Consider the following 20,420-nt stretch of genomic DNA (forward strand, 5'->3'; position numbering starts at 1 on the left):
CGTTCTAATGAGCACCCCACCCCCCCGTCCCCCTCTCCCGGAGGGGAGGGGGACGGGGGGTGGGGTACGGTTAGTCGCCGTCGTTGTCGGTGTAGGTAATCGAAACGCCCAAGGCCGAGGGCATGTCGGTTTTGGTGAGGATGATGAGCTTCTGGAACTCGTCGTAGACCTTGCTCACCGTGGCCGGCTGGGTGGCTACGGCCTGGGTGAGCGGGCTGGGCACGGCGTTGATTGCCGTCAGTACGGCGTCGAACTGTTGCTCGATGGCGCCGGCCAGTGGCTTGCCGTTGTACTGGGCATTCACGTGGGTTAGGTAGTCATCGAGACCAAGGCCGTTGGTGGTGCCGACCTGCCCCAGAAACAGGTTCTTTTCGGCCTGCACATTACGCTTGAGCAGCTCCAGCGAGAGGTTGCCGTAGGGCGACTCCGCCTTCAGGGGCTGGGGGGTGCCCGCCGTGAACCGGCCTCCCGGGATGCCCACCTTGTAACGCTTGGTCATGTCGATGTCGGCGTTGAGCTGGTTAACCAGATTGGCCACCGCGCTGCCCACGGCCGTGCCGGTGGCCTGCCGGAAAGTGCTAGTATAGCCGCCGGCCAGCCAGCCGTTGTAGGCCGCTTCGGTGCGCTGCTTTATTTCGGCGGCCACGGCCTTGGCATAGGTACCGCGTTTGGCCGAAGCCGCAAATTTGGCTGCCACCGCTTCGGGCGTCGCGCCCTCGTGCAGCAGATAATCCAAGGTCGGAAAGCCTTTGGCCGCCAGGTTAGCCGCAGCATTCAGATCAGTGGTGCCGGCTGTGATATTACTTTCAATCTGGGTTGTGGACGTCGGGTACACGTTGAGGTTGGAGCGCAGCATCTGTTGCTCGGCGGGGCCGAACTCGTAGCTGCTCACCGCCTGCCAGGCCAGATTAGCCTCGCGCAACTCCGTGCGGGCCGTTTGCAGCGTGGCTGCCGATGGGCTGGCGGTGAAGGCCGTAACGGCCGCGCTCAGTTGGGCCGCCTCAGTGCTCAACTCCCGCAAACCAGGTACTATCAGCTGGTCGCTGTAGTTAGTGAGCATGGCGGCCCGGTCGAAGGAGTCGGCGGGGGCGTTGTCGTCGGAGCTGCCGCTGGAGCTGCAGGCCGTGGTTAGCAGGGCGAGGCTTAGGGTGGCGGCCGTTAGGCGGAGCGTTTTCAGGTCAGGCATCAGCATAAAGCAAAATGGAAAAGCAACGGGCAGCACCGTTCCGCAGAGGGAAAAGTGCTGCCGGCTGCGAATAACAGAAGCACCGGGCCCCAGGTTCACTTAAATCGTGCCCTTGATGCTATCAAAGCCGTAGGCCGTGCTCAGCAGGTTGATGGCGTCGGTGATATCGGTGCCGGTGGTGAGGTAGAGGTTGTCGCCGATTTTGGCCAACACCTGGGCCTGCACCGCGTCGCTGATTTTCCGGTCGCCTTTGTAGCGCAGGCCCATTACGAAGCCCCGGGCCTCGGAGAGGTAGTGGCTCTTGAGGGCCTGGTCGGCTACTACGCCTTTAGCGGCGTTCAGCTCGTGGATGGCCGAGGCGGCGACTACCCGCTCCCACTCGGTGCGCAGGGCGGTGGCGGCGGCCGTTTTGCCGGCCATGTCATTGTTGGAGATGGCGGCCCGGCCCTTCAGGAAGGCATCCATCATTGTTTTGTTCGACTTCAGGGCCGGATCAACCTGGTTGCTGTAGTTGGCCCAGTAGGTGAGGCCAGTGAGGTTGGTTGGGAAATTGGTGGGGGCGCCGAAATAGCCGAACGCCTCGTCCCAATGGTGCTCCATGGCCGTGCCCTCGCCGGGCGTCACGGTCTTGTTGTCGACGGCGCTGCCAATCTTCTCATCCTTCAGGTAAGTATCCACGGCCTGGTAGTAGAAGACAGCCCCCATCAAACCCTTCTGAATCACCTGGCCCAGCTCCACGCCCTTGGCGTTTACCAGGTACTTTTTGGTGCCATCGGCCGAGGTAAGGCGGCCGGCTGTGCCGTTGGTGGCGGGTAGGTTGGCGCTCAGGCTGGCCGTGGCCACGGCGCTCAGGTAACCATCGTAATCGGCCCGCACGGTGCTCAGCGTCTTGTCGCGCAGTTGCTTGCCGGCGGTATTCAGGGCGCTGGCTGCGAAGGGGTTATTGGTGTTGGCGTACATGTTCTGGAGCTTCTGGGCATCCAGCACCGCGCCGGTGTTGGCAGTTTTGATGTAGGCATCCATTTCCCCAAGCATGGCCATCCGGGCCTGCTGGCCGCTGTAGCTCACGTTGGCGAAGTTGTAGGTGGTGGGCACATCGTACTTAGGTGCGACCACCTCTTTATCGTCGGAGCAGGCGGTGAAAGTAGCGGAAGTGAGGGCCAGGGCGGCCAGGGTGAGAAAACGAGCAGCAACGCGCATAGAAAAAGGGAGTGTCTTGTTTAGAATCGTTTCAATTATGACACAAATGTAGAGGCCGATTCCCAATTGAGCAAGCTTATCTTTAATTATTTTAAATAAGAATAAGCTCAAACCATGCCCTGTGATCAGACTGGATGCACTGATTAGCTTAGCCACGGGCCCGGACCTCCTAGCATCGTCCGGACCGCTATAGGCTTGGTCGGGCAAAATTGAGCGTTGCGTTCCACCGCCCGTCAGCGTTTCACGTAGTACCGGAAAACAAGAGTTGGGCTTATCTGGAGAGAAGCACGTCGTCTACCGCTGCCAGGTATAGAAACGGCCGCTTGTATTACTATTGTTATGAACCTTTCGGACGATTCGGCTTCCAGCAAGCTTTTTCTTAATGATACGGCGGCCTTTTTCGCGTTGAGCCCCCATGGGAAAATCCGGCAGGCGAGTCCTTTATTTGCGCGTTTGCTGAGTCGGGAAGCTGCTAGCCTACTGGGCCGCAACCTGTCCGAATATCTTCCGGCCCCTGACCTAGGCCGGTGGCAGCAGTTGGTATCCTTGGCCATGGCCGGCGAAGTAGTACGCTACGAAGGGCCGGTACTGCTGCCGGGCAAAGTTGCGGAGTGCCGGATAACCTTGTTTCCATTGCTGGCCGATAGCCAGATTACCGGCGTTTATGGTGTGGCTTCCCATCTCAGCGAGCGGGACCTGCCCACCCGGGCGGTGCTGGCGCGGGAACAACAGATGTCAGTCATCTTCGACACCATTTCCGACGTGACATTTGTGTTGCAGGTGGAGCCTGGGGAGCAGTACCGCTTTGTTTTTACCAACCTGGCTTTTCACAAAATCACGGGCCTGCCTTTGGGAAGGGGAGTTGGCAGCTTCGTGCAGGACATTATTCCGGAGCCCTCCCTAACGCTGGTGCGCAGCAAGTACGCCGAGGCGGTGCGCACCCGCCAGCCGGTAGTCTGGCAGGAAACGACCGACTACCCCACCGGCCGCCTGATCGGGGAAATCACTATCACGCCGGTGTTCAACGAGGCCGGGGAGTGCTGCCAGCTGGTGGGCATCGTGCACGACCTGACTCGGCAGAAGCGGATTGAGGAGGACCTGCGCGTGAGCAACGAGCGGTTTCAGTATGCCATCAAGGCCACCACTGACGCGCTCTACGACTGGGACATGGCCACCGACATGCTGTACTGGGGCGAGGGCTACGAAACGCTCTTCGGCCACCGGCTCAGACAAAACCCGGAGCTGTTCAGCCAGTGGGCCGAGCACGTGCTGCCCGCCGACGCGCAGCGCGTGGTGGGTGGCCTGCGCTACTTGGCCTACGAAACCACCCAATGGCACTGGCAGGAGGAATACCGTTTCCAACGCGCCGATGGTAGTTGGGCCTGGGTGTACGACCGGGGCTACATCGTGCGTGATGAGCAAGACCGGCCGTTGCGCATGATTGGGGCCATGCAGGACATTTCGGAGCGCCGGGCGGCTCAGGAGCGTCAGCGCCTGCTAGGCGAGCGGCTCTCGCGCCAGAATGCTGACCTGCAGCAGTTCACTTACATCGTTTCGCACAATCTACGGGCCCCGCTGGCCAATGCCCTGGGCTTCGCGCAGCTGCTGGAGCGGGCTGCACCGGGTTCCGACATATTCAATAATTCCTTGCAGAACCTGCACACCAGCTTGCGGCAGCTCGATGGTGTGCTCACCGACGTCAATACCATCCTGTCGGTGCGCGACCAGCAGGAGGGTTACCGCCCCGAATTGGTGCCGCTGGCCACCGTCTGCGCCGAAGCCCTGCAAGGCGTTAAGCAACTGCTGGAATCCTGCGGGGGGCAGGTACACGTGGCAATTGCCGATGAGCTACGGCTGCCGGGCCGGCGGGCCTATTTCCACAGCATCTTCCACAACCTGCTCTCCAATGCTATCAAGTACCGCGCCGACGACCGCCCACTGCGCGTAGATATCGAGGCGACGACCGATGCCGCTCAGTTCACCACTATAACAGTGCGCGACAACGGCCGGGGCTTCGATCTGGCTACCGCCGGCGATAACGTATTCCAGCTTTACCGGCGCTTCCATCCCGACCAAGACGGCCGGGGAATCGGCTTGTTTTTGGTCAAGGCTCATGTCGAGTCAATGGGTGGGCGGGTCAGTGTGGAAAGTCAGGAAGGGGTAGGAACCCAATTCCTTGTATACTTTAGCTCCTATGGGCATGAAAACCTACCTGATTGATGACGATAAGCTCGGCATCTACCTGACCGAGCAGCTGCTGCGGGCGGAGGGATTTTCGAATTCTATCAGCAGCTTCGAGTCGGCGCGCGAGGCCCTGGACAAGCTGCTGGGCGAGAAGGCCGATACCACGCCGCAGGTGATTTTCCTGGACCTGAACATGCCCCTCATGGATGGATGGCAGTTTCTGGAAGCTCTGCAACCCTACCGGGAGCGGCTGCTGGGGCACTGTTCCATCTACATCCTGACTTCCTCGCTGGCCCTGGCCGACCTGGAAAAGTCCCGCCACTACGACTTGGTCACCGGCCTGATTCATAAGCCCATCGACAGTGGGGAAATCCGGGCCATTCAGGCGCAGCTGCAGCCTACCACCGGGCCGTCTTCCGGCCCCGCTGCACCAAGCCGGCCTTAGTTAGCTAGGGCTGCCGCTGCGAGCGGGTAAAATAAAGACGGTTTTCTGCCAGGCCATTGAGGTAGAACTGCACGCAGGCCTTCAATTCGTTGCCGTACTGGCGCAGCTTGGCGGGGTTGGGGCGGGCGAGCGGGGAGGCGGGTAGCTGGTGGGTGCGGTAGGGGTAGAGGCGCACCTGGTTGTCGGCCGTCAGCTCGGTCACGAAATCGGTGTGAACCAGCCAATAGCTGCCGCCGCTCAGAAACAGGGCCCGGCCGCTGGTGCCGGCATCAAACACCGAATAGCCGAAAGGCAGCAGCTGGTTTTCGGCCGGTAGGCCCAGCAGGTCGAGCACAGTGGCTGGCACGTCGGTTTGCTGAGTGATGCGGGGCCGCGCAACGGCCGGCAGCTGCTGGCCGGGGGCGAAGAGGAGCAGGGGCGTTTTGTACTCACCCAGCACGTTCTGGTAGTCCGCCGCATCCGATTGCGAGGTGTGGTCGGCCAGCAGAATGAAGAGCGTGTTGTCGTACCAGGGCTGACGCCGAGCCGTGGTAAAAAACTGCCGCAGCGCCAAATCAGCGTAAGCAATGGTGGGCTGAATATCCAGCGTGCCCGTGGGCATTTTGCCCTGGTAGCGGGCCGGCAGCCCAAATGGCTCGTGAGAGCTGAGCGTGAACAACGTGCTGAAAAACGGCGTCCGCTGCCGCCCTAGCTGCTGGCTGAAGTACTGCAGGTAGGGTTCATCGAAAATACCCCAGTGCCCGTCGAAATCGGGGCTACTGGCCGCGCCGGGATATTCATCGAGCCCGAAGTACTGCTGCATCCCGGCCATGCCGCCGAAGGTGTTGAAGCCCATCGTGCCGTTCTGGGCCCCGTGGAACAGGCTGGTCTGGTAGCCATGGCGGGCCAGAATGCCGCCTAGCCCGTGCAGCTCGTCGGTCTGGAAGTCGGAGGTAATAAAGGAGCCATCCATCAGGCTGGGTAGGCCCGCCAACACGGCCGGCAGGGCCTCGATGGAGCGGCGGCCGTTGGCGTAATGGTCGGGCAGCAGCAGCCCGCCGTGGGTGGCCAGCGAATCGAAAAATGGCGTGAAGCCGCGCCGGCCGGGGTTCTCGACGCCGTTGTACTCCGAGCCGAAACTCTCCAGAATGAGCACTACCACATTGCGGCCCGGTAGCGGCGCCGCTGTTCTTGTGGGCAACGGCCGCGCCGCTAGCGCTGCCCGCAACTGCTGGGTCGAGCTAAAATAGTTTTTGCGCTCGGGGGCTTCGTAGCCCAGGCTTTTGAGAAAGGTGAAGGTACTATTGAGCGCCAGATGCCCCAGCACCGCCGGTTGCTGCACGAAGGCTGCCCCCGTGCGCAAAGGTTTCAGTTGCAGCCCGCCCCGGATGCCAAGGACCGTCAGGGCGGCCACGACCACCAGTTGCCCAGCGACAGTAGCTATTGGCTTATAGCGGTTAGCTAATAGCTTTCCCTTGGTGGTTAGCAATGCTTCATTATTGGCTTGCTGCTTGTGGCCCACCGCTTGCGCCTTGTTAGTTGGAGTTGGCAGCGGGTAGAAATACCATAGCGCGGCCAACAGCGCGCCGAAGGGCAGCAGCAGCCACCAATAGCTGAGCAGCAGTTGCCCCGCCTGCCGCTGCACGTCGGCCCCAATGGTGCTCAGCTCGTTGCTCGTGCGCCGCCCTATAAAGCGGAAGTATTCCCAATCGATGAGGTTGAGCACCAGCCCGAACCCATTGAGCAGCAGGTACACGCCTCGCACCAGCCGCTGCCAGCCGCGGCCCCGGCTAGGCACCAGACTCAGCAGCAGCCACGGCACATTCAGTAGCAGCAGCGCCGATACATCGAACCGGAAGCCGTGCCAGAAGGCCAGCGCCACTTGCCCCGCCGCCGCCTCTCGGAATACGTGCTGATTCAGCGTGTAAAAGCCCACCCGCAGCAGCAGGTAAACCCCCAGCAACAGGGCAAACCGACGAACCAGTAACCGCAGAAACTCAGATGGCATAGGCAATGGGACGAATAGAAGAGCAACGAAGTGCTACCTCAGTCCGGGTAAGCAAAGGTGAGAAACTGGCCGGGTCGGGAGCGGCAATCCGCCTCACTACATCGTCGGTAGTTGTTGCCAAGATGTAGTAGCGCGAAGCTTCCGCTTCGCGTGTCGTGCTGACTGCCAAAAAATGAGGATCAACGATATACGAAACAGAAGCTTCGCGCTACATCCGGCCAAAACGGGCGCTTCGCGCTAAAGCGGTGCCAGCTTCACGGCCTGGCGTCGGGTAAATCCTTGATCTGGCGGTAGAAATCGGCCAGCCAGTCCAGCCGCCGGGCCACGGGCACGGCCTTGGCGGCGGGCGCGGCGGCGCGGTTGGTGGCAATGCACAGCGGCGGATACAGGCTCAGCAGCTGCCCCGGTTGCAGCACCCCGCCGGCCTGCTGAAACGTGCGCAGCGGCTCCATGCCCAACGCATCCAGCGGGAACTTCTCGGCCCCGAACAGGAAGTGCTTGAAATCCACGTCGAGGTCGGCCAGCTCGCCGGTTTCGGTGTCGAGGAACAACACGGCGTCGCCGCGCAGCAGAAACTGGTTGCCCACGCAGTCTTGGCCAAACGGGATGTCGGACTTTTTTAGCTCCGCGTAGGTGCGCCACAGGGCCCGCTCGCCCTGCCACACTGCTGCCAGCGAGTGCCAGCCTGGCGCCGCTACGCAGCCCCGCAGGTGCAGCCCGCCGAAGTAGGCCACCATTCCGTTCTGAGCCCGCAGAAACGTCTGCAAATAAACCGGCAGCCGGGCCAGTGTCACCAAGTCAGTCAGCTCGCCGCCGGTATAGATAATTCCTTTCATACGCTGTCAATTACAAAACCTGCTCCTGTTGCCCAGGGCCGAAATCCTGGGCTAACCAGCCAATAACCAGTGAGGGCAGTGAACGGAAACGCTGCACAACCCAGGGATTCAACCTTAGGAAATAGGAGCGTAAAATTACAACAAAGCCTTCCCCGCATGAGGCAGGAAAGGCTTTGTGAGGGAATTGTGAAGGAAGTTAAACGCTCAGGAAGTTGCTTTCCTCGAAGAGCACGTTCTCGTTGAGCACTTGGTTCACGTCGGTCAGGTCGAGGCCCCAGGCATCGGCCACACCCTTGTACACTACCTTGCCGTTCACCACGTTCAGGCCCAGGCGCAGGTCTTCGTTGAGCAGGCAGGCCGTCCGCCAGCCCAGGCTGGCCAGCTTCAGGGCGTAGGGCAGCGTGGCGTTGGTGAGGGCCAACGTAGACGTGTAAGGCACGGCACCCGGCATGTTGGCCACGCAGTAGTGCACGATGTCGTCGATGATGAAGGTCGGGTCTTCGTGGGTGGTAGGCTTACAAGTTTCGATGCAGCCGCCCTGGTCCACGGCCACGTCGACGAGCACGGTGCCGGCCTTCATGGTCTTGAGCATGTCGCGGGTGATGAGGTGCGGGGCTTTGGCACCCGGAATCAGCACCGCGCCAATGATGAGGTCGGCCGTTTTGATGGCCTGACGGATATTGTACTCGTTGGAGTACTGGGTGGTCACGTTCTTGGGCATGAAGTCGTCGAGCTCGCGCAGACGGTTCAGGTTGATGTCCATCACGGTCACCTGGGCGCCGAGGCCAGCGGCAATTTTAGCCGCTTGGGTGCCCACGATACCAGCGCCGAGCACCAGTACTTCGGCGGGCTTCACGCCGGGTACGCCACCGAGCAGAATGCCGCGGCCCTTCAGGGGCTTTTCGAGGTACTTGGCACCTTCCTGCGGGGCCATGCGGCCGGCCACTTCGCTCATCGGAATGAGCAAGGGCAGCGCGCGGTTGGGCGACTCTACCGTTTCGTAGGCCAGGCACACAGCCTTGCGCTCGATCATGGCGTGGGTCAGCTCCTCGCCCGAAGCAAAGTGGAAGTAGGTAAACAGCAGCTGGTTTTCCTTGATGAGCGGGTACTCCGAAGCAATCGGCTCCTTCACTTTCACAATCATCTCGGCCTTCTCATACACCTCCTCGATGGTGGCGAGAATGGTGGCGCCGGCCTGCTCGTACTCTTCGTCGCTGAAGCCACTGCCGTTGCCGGCCGTGGCCTGCACGTACACCTGGTGCTTGTACTTCACGAATTCGGATACGCCGGCGGGCGTCAGGCCCACCCGGTTTTCGTTGTTTTTAATTTCTTTCGGAACGCCAATCAGCATGTTACGCAGCAAAAAAGGGGTGGGGTGGATGGGTGGTTGTGCCGTTAAAAGCGCCGCAAAGATACGGGGGAAAATTGGTGTAAGGGGAGAAAAAAAGACCGTCATGCTGCGCGCAGCATGACGGTCTTTTTCTAGGCTTGCATCTCCTTACTTAAACGGCACCGATACCGTGCTTTCCTTCACCATACTGCCCGCGTTAAGGTCCTTGACAACCGTGGCATCGAGCGTGAGCTTCGCGTCGCCGCTTAGGTCGTTGCTGGTAATGGTGACTTCCTCGTGCTGGGCGCCAAGCTTGCGCTGGCTGTACACCAGCTCTACCATGGCACTTTCGCCGGGCTTGATAGGGGAGGGGACGTTTTTGTAGCCCACGCAGTAGCACGGCGACGTAACAGCGCCAAGCACCAGTTCTTGCTTGCCGGTATTAGTCACTTTAAAGCGGGCCGTCAGGCTCTGGCCGGCTTCCATCTTGCCAAAATCGTGGCTGGTGCGGTCGAGCTTGAGGCGGGGCGATTGGGCCAACTGAGCCGGCGTAAGCGTGGAGCGCAGTTGTTCTTTATTGAGCACATTGCCCTTGATGGTAAGTACCGTGCTGGAGGTGGCGGCATTGCTCATCACGGTTACAGTCTTGTTAAAGATGCCGGGCCGGCCAGCGCTGCTGTACACGGCCTTCACGATGCCGCTCTTGCCGGGCAACACTGGCGTTTTGGTCCAGTCGGGAGTGGTGCAGCCGCAGCTGGCTTGCACGTTGGCGATGATGATGGGCTGGTTGCCGGTGTTCTTGAAGCGGAATTCGTGAGTAGCCAGGGTGCCTTCGGGCACGCTGGCGAAATCGTGCAGTTCCTTGTCGAACGTGAGCACGCCCTGGGCCTGGGCGGCCGTGGCCCCGAGCAACGTGAGGAGCAGGAAGAAAAGCTGTTTCATTTCGGTAAGAGCTAGGAGTTAGTAGTCGGGAGCATGTTGTGCTTTTGGCTGACCAGTTCCCCGGCCTTCTGGTCTCCAAAGATAACCAACAAATACAGCGCGCCGCCGCATCGGCGGCAAATCCGTACTTTTGGGGGCCTGCTTTCCGGGAAGCAGGCTCCCACCCGTTTGTCCTGCCCGGTTTTTACCCACCCGCCGCCAATTCGTATGCTTACTGCCGACCCCGCTGCCGCTATGCCCACCCGCGTTGCTTCGCTTTCCAAAGCCGACTTACTCCACGACTACCGCTTGGGCTGGGAAAGCCGCCACGCCTCGCTGGCCGGCCGCAAGGAGGTGTTTATGGGCAAGGCCAAGTTTGGCATCTTCGGCGACGGCAAGGAACTGCCCCAGCTGGCCATGGCCCGCGCCTTCAAGGCCGGCGACTGGCGGGCCGGCTACTACCGTGACCAAACGTTCATGCTGGCCATCGGCGAGCTGACCCTCCAGCAATATTTCGCTCAGCTCTACGCCCACCCCGACGTAGAGGCCGAGCCTGCCACCGCCGGCCGGGCCATGAACGGGCACTTCGGCACCCGCCACCTCGACGAGGACGGGCAGTTTAAGAACTTGGCCGAGAGTAAGAACTCCTCGGCCGATATCTCGCCCACCGGCGGCCAGATGCCCCGCCTCGTGGGCTTGGCCTACGCCTCCAAGCTGTTCCGCCAGAACCCCGACCTACACCAGTTTTCGCAGTTTTCGGTGAACGGCAACGAGGTGGCCTTTGGCACCATCGGTAACGCCAGCACCTCCGAGGGCATGTTCTTTGAGGCCATCAACGCCGCCGGTGTCCTCCAGATTCCGATGCTCATCAGCGTCTGGGACGACCATTACGGCATTTCGGTGCCCGCCGAATACCAGACGACCAAGCAGAACATCAGCGAAATTCTCAAGGGTTTCCAGCGAGAAGGCGAGGGCCAGGAAGGCTTCGAGATTTACCGGGTGAAAGGCTGGGATTATGCCACTTTGGTCGACACCTACCAGCGCGCCGCCGAAATCTGCCGCACCGAACACGTGCCCGTGCTCATTCACGTGCAGGAAGTAACCCAGCCCCAGGGCCACAGCACCTCGGGTTCGCACGAGCGCTACAAGAGCACCGACCGCCTGAGCTGGGAGCAGGAGCACGACTGCCTGCGCAAGATGCGCGAGTGGCTGCTGGCTGAGGGCCACGCCACCGACGAGGAGTTAGACGCCATTGTGAAAGAGGCCCAGGAAACCGTGAAGCAGGCCCGCACGGCCGCTTGGAACGACTTCTTCAACCCCATCAAGCAGGAGCGCGACGAGCTGGTAGTTCTGCTCAATAAGCTGGTGGCCGAAACCGGCACCGAAAACAACCTCCACGAGCTGGTGGAGCCCCTGGAGCACAACCCTACGCCCATTCGCGCCGACTTGGTGCGTACCGTGCGACGGGCCCTGCGCCAGGTGCGTAGCCTGCGCAGCGGTGCCCGCCGCGAGCTGCAAAACTGGCTAGAGCAGGCCCTAGCCGAAAACGCTGACCGCTACAACTCCTACCTGTTCAGCCAGAGCGAGGAAGCTGTGGGTAACATCACGGAAGTCGCGGTAGACTACGCCGCCGACGCGGCCTCTGTGGATGGCCGCGAGGTGCTCCAAGCCTGCTTCACCGCTAACTTCGAGCGCGACCCCCGCATCTTTGCCATCGGCGAAGACGTGGGCCGCATCGGCGATGTAAATCAGGCTTTTGCCGGCCTCCAGGACAAGTTCGGGGAACTGCGCGTAACCGATACCGGCATCCGCGAATGCACCATTATTGGGCAGGGCGTGGGCGCCGCCATGCGGGGCCTCAAGCCCATCACCGAAATCCAGTACCTCGACTACCTGATCTACGGCCTCGAACCGCTCACCGACGACGTGGCCTGCCTGCAGTACCGCACCAAGGGCGGCCAGAAGGCCCCGCTCATCGTGCGTACTCGTGGCCACCGCCTCGAAGGCATCTGGCATTCGGGCTCGCCCATCCAGATGATTCTAGGCGCCATCCGCGGCATCCACCTCTGTGTGCCCCGCAACATGACCCAGGCCGCCGGCTTCTACAACACGCTGCTGCGCAGTGATGAGCCAGCTATTGTGATTGAGTGCCTCAACGGCTACCGCCTCAAGGAGAAAATGCCGAGCAACCCCGGCGAGTTTACGCTGCCGTTGGGCCAGCCCGAAACGCTGCTCCGCGGCTCCGACCTCACTATTGTTACCTACGGCTCGATGTGCCGCATCGTGCTCGATGCCGCTGCCCAGCTGGCCGAGGTGGGTATCAATGTGGAGGTGATTGACGTGCAGACGTTGCTGCCCTTCGACCTCGACCACGTGATTGCCGACAGCCTGCGCCGCACCAACCGGGTGCTGTTTGCTGATGAGGACGTGCCTGGCGGAGGCACCGCCTACATGCTCCAGCAGGTAATTGATGAGCAGCAGGCCTACCGCTTCCTCGACTCGCAGCCCCGCTGCCTCGCCGCCCAGGCCCACCGCCCGCCCTACGGCTCCGACGGCGACTACTTCAGCAAGCCTAACGTGGAGGACGTATTCGACGCCGTTTACGAAATCATGCAGGAAGTCGACCCCAAGCGCTTCCCCGCCATTTATTAAGCCACAAAGTATAGTAGTAGGAACTGTCCGCTACAGCTAACACAAACCGGCCGCTCATCCCCAAGGAAGAGCGCGATTTGCGTTGTGTTGACTGCAAGCCTATTCGAGTGTGACGGGCGTAGTGAATACCTCGTTGCTCACATTCAGCGCGCGGTCCTTGATGCGGACGCGAAAGCGCAGCGTCGTGCCGGTACGCAAGATGGAGTTTTTGAACAGGTCCTGCTCATAGTCAATGGTGCCCTTGAGCGGGGCGGCCTGGTCGCCCTGGCTGCTGGGAGTCAGAAAGGGGTAGCGGCCATCATAGCCCGGCTCGTTGGGTGGAAACACCACATCCTTGAACTCGTTGTTGTTGTCCTTGACCTGCAGGCGGCAGAGGTAGTTGTAGCCGTCGGGGTTGAGGCTGCCGTCGGGCTTGTTGGTGTTGTAGGGCGGCTGAAGTTCCGTATCGCGCAGGCCCAGGTCGCCGTCGCCGTCTTTGTAGTTGACGGATATAACCACCCGATCGAAATCGGCGGTGCCGTTGGGCCCCGTCATTCGCTGTTTGGTAATACCTTTGAACTCAATAGACGGCGTTTCGGGGTAGTCGGGCGGGTTGAGACAGCCGGTAACCCCCAAGGCTAGTAAGGCCGGCAGCGCGGCATAGCGAAGAGTACGGGAAAGAGTCATATAGCAGCAAAAATAACGGCCAGCGCCGGCCGTAGTGGACGGCCCGGAAGGTACAACATCTCCACGAACGAACCAGCGCCCGCTTTGTTCTACGCTTCGCTAACCCCAATACTCCCGAATGAGTTTCCGCGATAAGTACCTGCAAGCGCTACCTCACCTGACGGCCGCCACTGCCCCAGCGGCGGCCCTGGAGCTCTTCCGCTACCAAGCCGCCCACTGTGCCCCCTATGCCGCCTACCTGGCCGCCCTGGGCCGCGACCCGGCCGCCGTGCAGCAGTTAGCCGATATCCCGTTTCTGCCCCTCGAGTTCTTTAAGACCCACACCGTACGCACCGCTGCCGCCGACTGGGAGCCGCAGGAAACGTTTCTGAGCAGCGGCACCACTCAACAGTCGCGTAGCCACCACTACATTCGCGAGCCGCAGGTGTACCGGCAGCACGCCCAGCGCATCTTCGAGCACTGCTACGGCCCGCTGGCCGGCTGGACGATACTGGCGCTGCTGCCCTCTTACTTGGAGCAGGGCGGCTCCTCACTGGTGGCCATGGTCGAGCACTTCGCGCAGGTGTCGGGCCAGCGGCAGCCGGCATTTTTCCTGCACGACCATGCCGCGCTGCTCGCCGCCCTGGCCGCCGCCAAGCAGGAGCCGGGCCGGAAGGTGCTGTTGATTGGAGTGAGCTACGCGTTGCTCGACTTTGCGGCTGCCTACGCCGGCCGGCCCGAGCTGCTGGACCTCACGGTGCTGGAAACGGGCGGCATGAAAGGCCGCCGCCGCGAGATGATTCGGGAGGAGCTGCACGCCGAACTGCAACGCGCCTTTGGGCCAGTGGGCATCCACTCCGAGTACGGCATGACGGAGATGCTGGGCCAGGCCTACAGCTTCGGCGACGGCCGCTTCCACACCCCGTCCCAACTGCAAATCCTGCTCCGCGACCCTTCCGACCCGTTCTCCGTGTCGACCACCCGGGCCAGCGGCGCCCTCAACGTCATCGACCTGGCCAACATCGACAGCTGCGCCTTCCTCGAAACCAAAGACCTGGCCCGCCGCCACCCCGACGGCTCGTTCGAGGTACTAGGCCGCCTGGATAATTCCGACGTGCGCGGCTGCAATCAGATGGTGTAGAGTCTGATCGATAGCCCTGCAGTAAACCCTTATTCAAACCTAAGTGCTATTCTTTGCTATATGATGACAAAAAAATCATTGAGGCACTATGCGCAAATAGAGCGGGAAATTGAGAAAGATGTTTCCAGATTCACTCAGCCTCTGATGTCGAATTCAAAGTGGGTTCGCCTCATCTGCAAGCTGGTGGAAAATGCGGATAATATTCTGAAAATCGAATTCAAGAAAGTACAGCAAGACCAGATTGGCGAGCTGTACTTAGAAGGTGATACGGAATTTGGATTTGATTACTGGCAAAACGGATTCGAGGGATGCAACTCGCTCGGAGGTTGGCTTACTTTTAAGGAAATAGAATACCTGTTTTTTCCAAAAAAGATTACCTCAATCGAGCAGGAAGAACAAGACTTAGAGCAAATTGAGGCTATCTTAAATAGCATTGGTTTATTCTTGCTGGAGAAGGATGAGCAGGGTATAAAGCTACTTTGCTGCAAAAAATAACAGCTTGCCGATCAACAATGGCAATCGAAAGACTGCTGTTGTTGATTGGCAAGCTGTTTTATGACGCGCGTAACGCTGTGGCCAGTATTACTTTCCCGCAAAGGCCTTGGCGTCGGCTTCGCTAATCGTGGCGTCGCTCATGATGACGAGGCGCTCGACCACGTTGCGCAGCTCACGGATGTTGCCGCGCCAATCTAGTTGCTGAAGGTAGGCGAGGGCCTTGTCGTCGATTTTCTTGGGCTTGTTGCCGTAGTCGTCGGCAATGTCTTTGAGGAATTTGCTGATGAGCAGCGGCACGTCGTCGCGGCGCTCGTTGAGGGAGGGCACCGGGATGAGGATAACCGAGAGGCGGTGGTAGAGGTCTTCGCGGAAGTTCTTGTCGGCAATTTCCTGGAGCAGGTCCTTGTTGGTGGCGGCCAGCACGCGCACGTTCACCGAAATTTCCTTTTCGCCGCCCACGCGGGTAATCTTGTTTTCCTGCAGAGCGCGCAACACTTTAGCCTGGGCCGAGAGGCTCATATCGCCGATTTCGTCCAGGAACAGCGTACCGCCATCGGCCTGCTCAAACTTTCCGATGCGCTGCTTGATGGCCGACGTGAACGAGCCCTTTTCGTGGCCGAACAGTTCCGACTCAATTAGCTCCGACGGGATGGCAGCGCAGTTCACTTCCACCAGCGGGCCGCTGCTACGGCCGCTGAGCTCGTGCAGCTGCCGGGCCACCATCTCCTTGCCCGCCCCGTTGGGGCCTGTTATGAGCACCCGAGCATCGGTGGGGGCCACCTTCTTGATGGCCTTGCGCACGGCCTGCAACCCGGCCGAGTCGCCAATCATTTCCGAGCCCTTGGCCAGCTTCTTCTTGAGCGTTTTGTTCTCCGAGCTGAGCTTGGTGGTTTCGGTGGCTAACTGCACGTGGTCGAGGGCGTTGCGCACCGTTACGAGCAGGCGGTTGAGGTCTGGTGGCTTCTGGATGAAATCATAGGCGCCCTTCTTGGTGGCTTCCACCGCCATTTCGACGTTGCCGTGGGCCGATACCATGATGAAGGTAGAGTGGGGAGCCAGGATGCGGGCCCGTTCCAGCACTTCGAGGCCGTCCATTTTGGGCATTTTCACGTCGCAGAGTACCACGTCGTACTTTTCCTGGATCAGCATGTCGAGGCCCGTGGGGCCGTCCTCGGCCTGGTCGACCTGGTAGCTTTCGTATTCGAGAATCTCCTTGAGCGTGTGCCGGATGGCTTTTTCGTCGTCGATAATGAGTAGGCGGGGCATAAAGCGGAACGTAACAGAAGGCGGGTGGAAACAACGCGGCGCACCCGATCCGGCGTGCCGCAGCTGCTGAAAGATACGTAAGCCCCGCAGGAAACGGATGATTTGCGGCCGCAAGCGCGGCCGGCGCAAAGCGTTTTGGCTTTGCTGCAACAAAGCGGGGGCTACCTTGCGTCTGTATACCTGCTGTGTCGGGCAGGCTCAATGTCGGGCTGCCGGGACACAAGTTTTTTCTGTTTATGAAACGTTCAGTTCTTTCTTCCGGCCTGGTTGCCTTGGCCGTGTTGGGCAGCGGCACTGCTCTAGTAGCGCTGCGGCCGGCTCCTGCCCGCTCCCTAGTAGTGGCCGATGCCAACAACGCCGACCTTAAACTGCCCACCGGATTTGGCGCCTTAGTAGTAGCCGAAACCGGGGGCAAGGCCCGCCACCTGGCCATTACGCCCTCTGGCACCATCTACGTGAAGCTAAACCGGCCCGACAAAGCGGGCCAGGGGATTCTGGCGTTGCAGCCCGCCACGAATGGTAAAGCCACAGTGGCCGGTGGTTTCGGCAGCTACGGCGGCACCGGCATCGCCACCAAAAACGGCTATCTGTACGCGTCGTCAGACGAGAATGTGTACCGCTATAAGCTCAACGACAAGGGCGAGGTGGTGAACAAGCAGCAGCCCGAAACCATCATCAAGGGCCTCATCAACCGCAAGCAGCACGAAAGCAAGTCGGTGGCGCTGGATAATGCCGGTAATATTTACGTCAACGTCGGGGCCTACTCCAACTCCTGCCAGGTGCAGGACCGACAGAAGGGCTCGATGGGGATTCCGAACTGCCCGGTTCTGGACTCGGCCGGCGGGATCTGGCAGTTCCGGGCCGATAAGCTTAACCAGACCTATACCGACGGTGTGCGTTACGCCACCGGCCTGCGCAACGTGGTGGGTCTCGACTGGAATAACCAAAGCAACCAACTATTCGTGATGCAGCACGGCCGCGACCAGCTGAACAGCATCTTCCCCGATCTGTATACTACCGAAGAATCGGCCCAGAATCCGGCCGAATGCCTGTATGCGTTGCAGAAAGGCGACAACGCCGGCTGGCCCTACATGTACTATAATCTGCAAAAGAAGACCCAGATGCTGGCCCCCGAATACGGCGGCGACGGCAAGAAAACGGTCAACGGTAAGTATCTGGAGCCGGCCGCGGCCTACCCGGCGCACATGGCCCCCAATGCCCTGCTATTCTACACGGGTACTATGTTCCCGGCGCGCTACCGCAACGGGGCGTTTATTGCATTTCACGGCTCCTGGAACCGAGCTCCCGAACCCCAGAAGGGCTTTAAAGTCGTTTTTCAGCCCTTTAAGGACGGCAAGCCGAGCGGCGACTGGGAAGTTTTCGCCGATAATTTCGCCGGTTCTCCTGAGAAGGAAGCCGCTGGCCGGGCCGACCACAAGCCCTGCGGCCTGGCCCAGGGTCCCGATGGGTCCCTGTATGTGTCGGATGATAAGAAAGGGACTATTTACCGCATTGTGTACAACGCGAAATAAGGATTCTGATGAAGCAATTAACACTACTACTACTAGCCCTGTGCTGGTGGGCTGGCAGCCTCCCGGCGGCGGCCCAGCAGAAACCCGCCGCTAAACGCAAAACCACCACCTCGCCAGCGGTACCGGGGGCCGTACTGGCTCGCGGGAAAGTGGTGTACACCCAAAACTGCCTCACCTGCCACATGGCCGATGGCTACGGGGTAGATGGCATGAACCCGCCACTTATTAAAACCAGTTACGTGCTCGGTGATAAAACCCGCCTCACCAAAGTGGTGCTCCATGGCATGCAGGGGCTGGATGTGGACGGCGAACCGTACAACAACGTGATGCCCGCACACGCCTTCCTCACCGACCAACAAATTGCCGATGTGCTCACTTACGTGCGCAACAGCTTCGGCAACAAGGCCAGCGCCGTGCAAACTACTGAGGTAAAAGCAATTCGGGCGGCTAATAAAAAATAGCCGCTGCAGGAGCACGCCGAAACGCAAAAAGCCGCCGCAACTAGTGTTGCGGCGGCTTTTTGCGTTGGGGGTGATGGGTCTGTAAGCCGGGTTTTGTCCGCCTGCCCGAGAGCAGGCGGCCCCACCATTTATCTAGGCCAGTCGTTGCCGAAAGGCTCCATCAACCTACCCGCCAGCGCCGGACGAGCCGCCCGGTGCCGTCCCCTGGAAGCGGGGCCGACGTACTGGCTTATTTGGTCTTTCAACCCCTGAGGTTTACCCAGCCGGACTGGTCACCCAGCCGCTGGTGCGCTCTTACCGCACCTTTTCACCCTTACCGGCTGCCCGAAGGCAACGTAGGCGGTATTTTCTGTGGCACTGGCTGTCCTGGTTCGCATTACGCTTGCCAGTCCTTCCCGTTAGGAAGCAGGGTGCTCTGCGTTGCCCGGACTTTCCTCGTCGCGGTTCTTGCGTTCCACGCCGCGGTGGGGCGACCCATCACTGTGAGCAAAGATAATACACCACGAGTGGACGATGCATTCAAGAGATGGCTGGTGCGAAAAAATGCCAAATCCCAACGCCTTAAATAATAGAAATGTACAGCACGTGATTTATAATTTATTAAATATAGTTAATAAAAAATATTTATTGATTCCATCGTTTATATGGTTGTTTGTTTGAATTTACCAATCCAAAACATTATCTCGAAAAAGTGCTCTTAAAAGCTTGATTCGATGTAAATCATTGTTGATTTGACTCTTTGTGACCAATTTGATTGAAAAATTTACAAATATGGAAGGCTTTTTAATTTTAAATCATATACATTGCGAATGCACAAGTTGCTTGCTGTAGTACTTGGCTCAATAGGACTTAGTGTATGAGACTATAGCCCTTTCTTACCTTGTTTTTTTCACCTTTTACCCAGTAGAATGCAGAAGAAATCCTACAATGCCCGCCTTGCTATGTTGTTGAGCGCCTCTGCGCTCGTTGCCAGCGCCGCTTTCACTTCCTGTAGTAAAGATGGTGTAGAACCGGAAATAGCCGGTATTGCGCAAAGCAGCAGCAGCGACGTGCGCCAGGGAGCCAACCTGATTCCCGGCCAGTATATCGTGGTGCTCAAGGACGACGCCGTAAGTACGAGCAGCAGCGATTCGTACGCTGAAAAGGTGAAGAAAGTGAAGGCCGTAGGCCAGGGCGTGCTTCGGTCGCGCGGTGCCCGGGCCGAGGCGATGGGTTTCGCCTATGGCCATGCCCTTAAAGGCTTCTCGGCCACGCTGACGGCCCAGGAGGCCAAGCAGCTACGTGCTGATGCCCGCGTGGCCTACGTGGAGCAGGACCAGATTATTGCGCTTGGTAAGCCTGCAAGCGGCGGCGGAACCACCAGCCCTGCCCAGACCACCCCTTACGGTATTACCCGCGTGGGCACCGCCGATGGTACGGGCCGCACAGCCTGGATTATTGATACGGGCATCGACCTCGACCACCCAGATCTGAATGTGGACGTAGCCCGTAGCGTTACATTCGTATCCAGAGCCCGCAGTGCGGACGACGGCAACGGGCACGGCACGCACGTAGCCGGTACGATTGCCGCCATCAACAACTCGATTGGCGTAGTAGGCGTAGCCGCCAACGCAACGGTAGTTGCCGTGCAGGTGCTCGATGCGCGCGGTAGCGGCTCCAATTCCGGCGTAATTGCCGGTGTTGATTATGTAGGGGCCAACGGCAAGGTCGGCGACGTAGCTAACATGAGCCTGGGCGGCGGCGTATCGCAGGCCCTCGACGATGCTGTGCTTCGCGCTTCCGCGGGCGGCGTGTTGTTCGCTCTGGCTGCCGGCAACGAAACCGACGACGCTAACAACCACTCCCCAGCCCGCGTGAACGGCCCGAACATCTTCACGATTTCGGCCATGAACAGCACGGATAGCTGGGCTTCGTTCTCCAACTTCGGCAACCCGCCCATTGATTACTGCATGCCTGGTGTCGGTATCAACTCAACCTGGCTCAACGGCGGCTATAACAGCATCAGCGGTACCTCAATGGCCGCCCCGCATATGGCCGGCGTACTGCTGATGCGCGGTAAGAACTTCACCACCAGCGGCACCGTCAAAAACGACCCCGATGGCAATGCTGATCTGATTGCTCACCTCTAATCAGGTTGAA

At 59.8% G+C, this 20,420-nt stretch carries 16 protein-coding genes and 1 other RNA gene; 8 read left to right on the forward strand and 9 right to left on the reverse strand.

The window, feature by feature from the left end:
* Nucleotides 1-70: 70 nt before the first annotated feature.
* Both CDA63_RS05380 and CDA63_RS05385 read right to left on the reverse strand, forming a co-directional pair.
* On the reverse strand, nt 71-1,186 hold the full coding sequence (locus tag CDA63_RS05380) for an imelysin family protein (protein ID WP_165768200.1): 1,116 nt from the start codon (nt 1,184-1,186) through the stop codon (nt 71-73).
* Between the two features lie 99 nt (nt 1,187-1,285).
* Nucleotides 1,286-2,386, reverse strand: a complete 1,101-nt coding sequence (locus CDA63_RS05385) for a DUF4856 domain-containing protein (protein ID WP_088463426.1) — start codon at nt 2,384-2,386, stop codon at nt 1,286-1,288.
* A gap of 339 nt (nt 2,387-2,725) precedes the next feature.
* Between CDA63_RS05385 and CDA63_RS05390 the strand changes: the two genes are divergently transcribed.
* The gene (locus CDA63_RS05390; protein WP_088463427.1) at nt 2,726-4,606 is read left to right on the forward strand and encodes a PAS domain-containing sensor histidine kinase; all 1,881 of its coding nucleotides are present in this window, start codon (nt 2,726-2,728) and stop codon (nt 4,604-4,606) included.
* Nucleotides 4,587-5,015 (forward strand): response regulator, encoded by a 429-nt coding sequence (locus CDA63_RS05395; protein ID WP_165768201.1) that lies wholly within the window; start codon nt 4,587-4,589, stop codon nt 5,013-5,015. Before CDA63_RS05390 ends, CDA63_RS05395 begins: the two co-directional genes overlap by 20 nt.
* 4 nt (nt 5,016-5,019) lie before the next feature.
* Here CDA63_RS05395 and CDA63_RS05400 read toward each other — a convergent pair whose 3' ends face one another.
* The 4 genes from CDA63_RS05400 to CDA63_RS05415 form a co-directional block, all read right to left on the reverse strand.
* A complete protein-coding gene (locus CDA63_RS05400) occupies nt 5,020-7,002 on the reverse strand; it encodes an LTA synthase family protein (protein ID WP_088463429.1) in 1,983 nt (660 codons plus the stop codon).
* A gap of 254 nt (nt 7,003-7,256) precedes the next feature.
* Complete coding sequence (locus CDA63_RS05405) at nt 7,257-7,838, reverse strand: SMI1/KNR4 family protein (protein WP_088463430.1); 582 nt, start codon at nt 7,836-7,838, stop codon at nt 7,257-7,259.
* A 196-nt stretch (nt 7,839-8,034) separates the two neighbouring features.
* The gene (ald, locus tag CDA63_RS05410; protein WP_088463431.1) at nt 8,035-9,189 is read right to left on the reverse strand and encodes an alanine dehydrogenase; all 1,155 of its coding nucleotides are present in this window, start codon (nt 9,187-9,189) and stop codon (nt 8,035-8,037) included.
* 147 nt (nt 9,190-9,336) lie between these two features.
* Nucleotides 9,337-10,110 (reverse strand): DUF1573 domain-containing protein, encoded by a 774-nt coding sequence (locus CDA63_RS05415; RefSeq protein WP_088463432.1) that lies wholly within the window; start codon nt 10,108-10,110, stop codon nt 9,337-9,339.
* A 207-nt stretch (nt 10,111-10,317) separates the two neighbouring features.
* Here CDA63_RS05415 and CDA63_RS05420 point away from each other — a divergent pair, with 207 nt between their 5' ends.
* On the forward strand, nt 10,318-12,741 hold the full coding sequence (locus CDA63_RS05420; RefSeq protein ID WP_088463433.1) for an alpha-ketoacid dehydrogenase subunit alpha/beta: 2,424 nt from the start codon (nt 10,318-10,320) through the stop codon (nt 12,739-12,741).
* Nucleotides 12,742-12,840: 99 nt separating this feature from the next.
* Here CDA63_RS05420 and CDA63_RS05425 read toward each other — a convergent pair whose 3' ends face one another.
* Complete coding sequence (locus CDA63_RS05425; protein WP_126546747.1) at nt 12,841-13,407, reverse strand: hypothetical protein; 567 nt, start codon at nt 13,405-13,407, stop codon at nt 12,841-12,843.
* Nucleotides 13,408-13,525: 118 nt separating this feature from the next.
* Here CDA63_RS05425 and CDA63_RS05430 point away from each other — a divergent pair, with 118 nt between their 5' ends.
* Together CDA63_RS05430 and CDA63_RS05435 are read left to right on the forward strand one after the other, a co-directional pair.
* Entirely contained in the window at nt 13,526-14,527 is a 1,002-nt protein-coding gene (locus tag CDA63_RS05430; RefSeq protein WP_088463435.1) for an acyl-CoA synthetase family protein, read from the forward strand.
* A 60-nt stretch (nt 14,528-14,587) separates the two neighbouring features.
* The gene (locus CDA63_RS05435) at nt 14,588-15,022 is read left to right on the forward strand and encodes a hypothetical protein (RefSeq protein ID WP_088463436.1); all 435 of its coding nucleotides are present in this window, start codon (nt 14,588-14,590) and stop codon (nt 15,020-15,022) included.
* An 87-nt stretch (nt 15,023-15,109) separates the two neighbouring features.
* Here CDA63_RS05435 and CDA63_RS05440 read toward each other — a convergent pair whose 3' ends face one another.
* Nucleotides 15,110-16,288 carry a sigma-54-dependent transcriptional regulator gene (locus tag CDA63_RS05440; protein WP_088463437.1) on the reverse strand — a complete coding sequence of 393 codons (1,179 nt, stop codon included), beginning with the start codon at nt 16,286-16,288 and terminating at the stop codon, nt 15,110-15,112.
* A gap of 236 nt (nt 16,289-16,524) precedes the next feature.
* Between CDA63_RS05440 and CDA63_RS05445 the strand changes: the two genes are divergently transcribed.
* Together CDA63_RS05445 and CDA63_RS05450 are read left to right on the forward strand one after the other, a co-directional pair.
* Nucleotides 16,525-17,820, forward strand: coding sequence for a PQQ-dependent sugar dehydrogenase (locus CDA63_RS05445; protein WP_088463438.1), 1,296 nt, complete (start codon nt 16,525-16,527; stop codon nt 17,818-17,820).
* Between the two features lie 8 nt (nt 17,821-17,828).
* On the forward strand, nt 17,829-18,281 hold the full coding sequence (locus tag CDA63_RS05450) for a c-type cytochrome (RefSeq protein WP_088463439.1): 453 nt from the start codon (nt 17,829-17,831) through the stop codon (nt 18,279-18,281).
* Nucleotides 18,282-18,347: 66 nt separating this feature from the next.
* On the opposite strand, the gene rnpB is transcribed toward CDA63_RS05450, so the two are convergent.
* An RNA gene (rnpB, locus tag CDA63_RS05455) (RNase P RNA component class A) lies at nt 18,348-18,762 on the reverse strand.
* Between the two features lie 427 nt (nt 18,763-19,189).
* Here rnpB and CDA63_RS05460 point away from each other — a divergent pair.
* Nucleotides 19,190-20,410, forward strand: coding sequence for a S8 family serine peptidase (locus CDA63_RS05460; RefSeq protein ID WP_242434555.1), 1,221 nt, complete (start codon nt 19,190-19,192; stop codon nt 20,408-20,410).
* The last annotated feature ends 10 nt before the right edge of the window (nt 20,411-20,420 follow it).

This window comes from Hymenobacter amundsenii, assembly GCF_002204745.1.
GTDB classification, from domain to species: Bacteria; Bacteroidota; Bacteroidia; order Cytophagales; family Hymenobacteraceae; genus Hymenobacter; species Hymenobacter amundsenii.